This is a genomic window from Pseudomonas sp. 2VD, from assembly GCF_005503585.1.
In the GTDB taxonomy this organism is placed as follows: domain Bacteria; phylum Pseudomonadota; class Gammaproteobacteria; order Pseudomonadales; family Pseudomonadaceae; genus Pseudomonas; species Pseudomonas aeruginosa.
The window spans coordinates 1-4,846 of the sequence record NZ_SCND01000416.1; the positions used below are offsets into that span (position 1 = coordinate 1).

6 protein-coding genes are annotated in these 4,846 nt (G+C 68.5%); 3 read left to right on the forward strand and 3 right to left on the reverse strand.

Annotated elements, in window-relative coordinates:
* Positions 1–738 (reverse strand): cupin domain-containing protein (locus FFS27_RS28560; RefSeq protein ID WP_137952371.1); only part of this gene is annotated, 738 nt, incomplete at its 3' end.
* A 316-nt stretch (positions 739–1,054) separates the two neighbouring features.
* Here FFS27_RS28560 and antA point away from each other — a divergent pair.
* The 3 genes from antA to antC are packed head-to-tail and all read left to right on the forward strand — an operon-like array spanning position 1,055 to position 3,978.
* Positions 1,055–2,449: an anthranilate 1,2-dioxygenase large subunit gene (gene antA / locus FFS27_RS28570; RefSeq protein ID WP_003139109.1), complete on the forward strand. Its 1,395-nt coding sequence runs from the start codon at positions 1,055–1,057 to the stop codon at positions 2,447–2,449.
* On the forward strand, positions 2,446–2,937 hold the full coding sequence (gene antB, locus FFS27_RS28575; protein WP_003131295.1) for an anthranilate 1,2-dioxygenase small subunit: 492 nt from the start codon (positions 2,446–2,448) through the stop codon (positions 2,935–2,937). Before antA ends, antB begins: the two co-directional genes overlap by 4 nt.
* An 18-nt stretch (positions 2,938–2,955) precedes the next feature.
* Positions 2,956–3,978 (forward strand): anthranilate 1,2-dioxygenase electron transfer component AntC, encoded by a 1,023-nt coding sequence (gene antC, locus FFS27_RS28580; RefSeq protein WP_021264862.1) that lies wholly within the window; start codon positions 2,956–2,958, stop codon positions 3,976–3,978.
* Positions 3,979–3,983: 5 nt separating this feature from the next.
* Here the strand turns inward: antC and FFS27_RS28585 are convergent, their stop codons facing one another.
* Positions 3,984–4,745, reverse strand: a complete 762-nt coding sequence (locus FFS27_RS28585; RefSeq protein WP_023101213.1) for a 1,6-dihydroxycyclohexa-2,4-diene-1-carboxylate dehydrogenase — start codon at positions 4,743–4,745, stop codon at positions 3,984–3,986.
* A gap of 25 nt (positions 4,746–4,770) precedes the next feature.
* Positions 4,771–4,846 (reverse strand): hypothetical protein (locus tag FFS27_RS33875; RefSeq protein ID WP_256659687.1); only part of this gene is annotated, 76 nt, incomplete at its 5' end.

Genomic DNA, 4,846 nt, shown 5'->3' on the forward strand with positions numbered 1-4,846 from the left:
GTCCTCCAGGCTCAGGGTCTCGCGGGCGTTGGCCTGGAGAAACTCGCGAGCGCGCAGCAGGTAGTGCGGCGGGCGCCCGCCAAGGCCCTGCTGCAGGGCCTCGCTGTAGTTGTTCGGCTGGGCCAGGATCAGTCCCTTGATCAGCGCGCGTTCCAGGTCGCTGCTGAAAAACGCCTGGGCGTAGAGTTCGCTGCGCGCCATCTCCTCGCTGATGTGCCGCACGGTGCGCCACCAGGACGCCGAGGCGCCGTCCAGGGCATCCATCTCCGGATCGAAGCGCAAGGGCGTATCGATCGGCCGCTGCAACATCTCCTCCAGGACCTTGCGCATCGCCGTGCGGCCGATCACCACCTGCAGCTTGCGGCAGTCCCCGGCGATGCTCAGCTCCTGGCGCTCGTTGGGCGCGATGATCACCCCGCGGCGGACGTCGGAGAGCAGGCGCAGCCCGCCCCGGCACAGCTCCTGCTCGCCGCTGAGCGGCAGGCTCAGGCTGTAGGCGTTGAACGCCGCGGCATCCTCGACGGTGATGGTGACGTCGGTGCCGTAGCCGATGTAGCCGAGGGTGGTGCACATCGACTTCAGCACGTTGCCGTGGTGCTGGAACTGCACCAGTCCCGGGCTCGCCGCTTCCAGCCGGTGCGGCCCGCAGACCTTCGACATCCAGGAACGGGCGGCGGCCAGGTCCAGGTGGTCGGCATGGAGATCGCCACGATCGGCGACGGGATGGCTCCTCATCATGGTTCGGCACTCGACACGGCAAGGCTGGGGATGCGCTCTGCTGGCGCTCTGTTTTCAGCAAAATGCAAGGCATGTGCCGGCGCAAGGCCGGCTCCCCGCATCCTCCACTATCCGGATAGCGTTCGCCGACTTTCCGGACAAAGCGTCCGCCGCAAGCGCCGCTCGAACCCGGAACGAGCCCTCCGCGAGGCCCTCGGCCGCTCCTCGGCGGCCGCACATTTTCGGGATGCGCATCGTCGACTAAGCGGATAGCCCGCCCCCGCTCGTGGCCGTTGAATGGGTCACCCATAACGACAACGCACAAGGGTGAGAACGCATGAACGCTACCCGCAGAAGCCTCGAACAGTGGCGCGACTATGTCGGCGGCTGTCTCGACTTCCGTCCCGAGGAAGGCATCTTCCGCATCGCCCGGGACATGTTCACCGAACCGGAGCTGTTCGACCTGGAGATGGAGCTGATCTTCGAAAAGAACTGGATCTACGCCTGCCACGAAAGCGAACTGGCCAGGCCCCACGACTTCGTCACCCTGCGCGCCGGACGCCAGCCGCTGATCGTCACCCGCGACGGCAACGGCCAGTTGCACGCGCTGGTCAACGCCTGCCAGCATCGCGGCGCGACCCTGGTGCGGGTCGGCAAGGGCAACCAGTCGACCTTCACCTGTCCGTTCCATGCCTGGTGCTACAAGAACGACGGCCGGCTGGTGAAGGTCAAGGCGCCGGGCGAATACCCGGAAGGCTTCGACAAGGCCACCCGCGGCCTGAAGAAAGCGCGCATCCAGAGCTACAGGGGCTTCGTCTTCGTCAGCCTGGACGTCGCCGGCGAGGACGACCTGGTGGACTTCCTCGGCGACGCCCGGGTGTTCCTCGACATGCTGGTGGCGCAGTCTCCCAGCGGCGAGCTGGAAGTGCTGCCCGGCACCTCCACCTACACCTACGAAGGCAACTGGAAGCTGCAGAACGAGAATGGCCTGGACGGCTATCACGTCAGTACCGTGCACTACAACTACGTAGCCACCGTGCAGCACCGCCAGCAGGTCGAGGCCGAGCGCGGCGGCGCGGCCGCCACCCTCGACTACAGCAAGCTCGGCGCCGGCGACGCGGCCACCGACGACGGCTGGTTCTCCTTCGCCAACGGCCACAGCGTGCTCTTCAGCGAGATGCCCAACCCCGCCGTACGCCCCGGCTACGCCAGCGTGATGCCGCGGCTGGTGGCGGAATACGGCCAGGCCCGCGCCGAGTGGATGATGCATCGCCTGCGCAACCTCAATCTCTACCCCAGCCTGTTCGTCATCGACCAGATCAGCTCGCAGCTGCGCATCGTCCGCCCGCTGGCCTGGAACCGTACCGAGATCGTCAGCCAGTGCATCGGCGTCAAGGGCGAGTCGGACGCCGACCGGGAGAACCGGATCCGCCAGTTCGAGGACTTCTTCAACGTCTCCGGGATGGGCACGCCCGACGATCTGGTGGAGTTCCGCGAAGCCCAGCGTGGCTTCCAGGCCCGCCTGGAGCGCTGGAGCGACATCTCCCGCGGCCACGGCAAGTGGCTCGAAGGCGCGACGCCGAACAGCCAGGCGCTGGGTATCGCGCCGCTGCTGACCGGCACCGAGATCACCCACGAAGGCCTCTACGTCAACCAGCACGCGCATTGGCGGCGCTTCCTCCTCGACGGCCTGGAGCGCCTGGCCCTGCGCGCGAAGGAGGTGACCCCATGAACGCCGGACTGCAGTACCGCGTCGAACAGTTCCTCTACCGCCACGCCGAACTCTGCGATGCCCAGGACTGGGACGGCTACCTCGCGCAGTTCGACGAACAGTGCGAGTTCCACCTGCCGCAGTGGGAGTCCGAGCACCGCTACACCCGCGATCCGAAGCGCGAGATGTCGCTGATCTACTACCCCAGCCGTGCCGGCCTGGAAGACCGGGTGTTCCGTATCCGCACCGGCAAGGCCGCGTCCACCGTGCCGATGCCGCGCACCCTGCACCAGATCGGCAACGTGCGCATCGCCGAGGAAGGCGAAGGCCTGCTGCGAGTGCGGGTCAACTGGCAGACCCTGTTCCAGCGCCTGGACCAGACCGGCAGCTTCTTCGGCCATGCCACCTACCGCCTGAAACCCCATGGCGAGGCCTGGCTGATCGCGCGCAAGCACATCGTCCTGCTCAACGACCGGATCGACTCGGTCCTCGACTTCTACCACCTCTGAACGGCGGGCCCCGTCACGATGAATCACAAAGTCGCCCTCAGCTTCGCCGACGGCAAGACCCTGTTCCTGCCCGTCGGCCACGACGACCTGCTCCTCGACGCCGCCCTGCGCCACGGCATCAACCTGCCGCTGGACTGCCGCGAAGGGGTCTGCGGCACCTGCATGGGCCGCTGCGAGGCGGGCAGCTACAGCCTGGACTACGCCGACGAGGACACCCTCTCCGCCGCCGACCTGGAGCAGCGCAAGGTGCTCGCCTGCCAGACCCGGGTGCGCTCCGACGCGGCCTTCTACTTCGACTTCGCCTCGACCCTCTGCCACGCCGCCGCGGCCCAGGAGCACAGCGGCGTGGTGCGCGAACTGCGCCTGCTCTCCGAGGACACCGCGCTGCTCCGCCTCGACGCCGGCGCCGCGGGCCGCCAGTTGGACTTCCTGCCCGGCCAGTACGCGCGCCTGCAAGTACCCGGCAGCGACTGCCGGCGCGCCTACTCCTTCGCCAACCGGCCGAATCCGCAGAACCACCTGCAGTTCCTCATCCGCCTGCTCCCGGGCGGCGCCATGAGCGACTACCTGCGCCAAGGGTGCCGGGTCGGCGACGAGATCCGCTTCGAGGCGCCGCTGGGCACCTTCTACCTGCGCCAGGTCGAGCGCCCGTTGCTGCTGGTGGCCGGCGGCACCGGCCTGTCGGCGTTCCTCGGCATGCTCGACGAACTGGCCGAGCGCGGCTGCGAGCGGCCGGTGCATCTCTACTACGGGGTACGCCGCGCCGCCGATCTCTGCGAATTGCAGCGGATCGCCGGCTACGCCGAGCGGCTTCCCGGCTTCCGCTTCGTCCCGGTGCTCAGCGAGGCGGACGCCGACTGGGACGGCCGGCGCGGCTACCTGCACGAGCATTTCGACGCCGCCCGCCTGCGCGACGAAGCTTTCGACCTCTACCTGTGCGGGCCGCCGCCGATGGTCGAGGCGGTCCGCCAGTGGCTGCGCGAGCGCTCCCTGGAACATCTGCGGCTGTATCTGGAGAAGTTCACCGAAAGCGGCGACTGAAGCGCTCAGCCGAGGTCGCCGCCAGCTACCGGCAGGGTCACGCCGGTGATGTAGGACGCCTCGTCGGAGGCGAGGAAAAGGATCGCCGCGACCTGCTCGTCGATGCTGCCGTAGCGCTTCATCAGGCTGCTGTCGAGGGTCTGCTCGACGATCTGTCGATACCAGCGCCGCTCCTCCTCGCTCTGCGCCGCGGCGTTGCGCGGAATCCTTCGCGGCGGCGCGTCGGTGCCGCCCGGCGCCACCGCGTTGACGCGGATGCCCTGGTCGGCGGTCTCGAACGCCAGGCAGGCGGTCAGCGCGTTCACCCCGCCCTTGGCGGCGCCATAGGGCACCCGGTTGACCCCGCGGGTGGCAACCGACGAGACGTTGACGATCGCCCCGCTACCCTGCCCCAGCATCGCCGGCAGCGCCGCGCGGCAACACCACAAGGTGGGCAGCAGCGAACGCCGCAGCTCGGCCTCGATCTCGTCCTCGGCGTAGTGCTGGTAGGGCTTCGCCCAGAGGGTGCCGCCGACGTTGTTGACCAGGATGTCCAGCCGGCCGAAACGCTCCAGGGTCCACTCCAGTGCCCGCTGGCATTCGGCGTAGCGCTCCAGGTCGGCGGTCAGGCACAGGCAGGCGTCGCCGGCCAATTCGTGGACCAGCTCGGAGCGGTCCACCGCCACCACCCGCGCGCCTTCCTCCAGCAGGCGCCGGGCCACGCCCAGGCCGATGCCCTGGGCGGCGCCGCTGACCAGGGCGACCTTGTCGCGGAATCTGTCGTTCATGGGAATCTCCTTGGCTCGCTCGGGTTCAGGCCGCGCTGGCGGCGAACTTTTCGTAGTAGAAATTCGCCGGGCGCACGCCCAGCTCGCGCAGGTAGCGCTCG

What these genes read in the sequence shown, in the direction of transcription:
- antA (WP_003139109.1), top strand. Translation starts at nt 1,055, where the DNA reads ATGAACGCTACCCGCAGAAGCCTCGAACAGTGGCGCGACTATGTCGGC.
- antB (WP_003131295.1), top strand. Translation starts at nt 2,446, where the DNA reads ATGAACGCCGGACTGCAGTACCGCGTCGAACAGTTCCTCTACCGCCAC.
- antC (WP_021264862.1), top strand. Translation starts at nt 2,956, where the DNA reads ATGAATCACAAAGTCGCCCTCAGCTTCGCCGACGGCAAGACCCTGTTC.
- FFS27_RS28585 (WP_023101213.1), bottom strand. Translation starts at nt 4,745, where the DNA reads ATGAACGACAGATTCCGCGACAAGGTCGCCCTGGTCAGCGGCGCCGCC.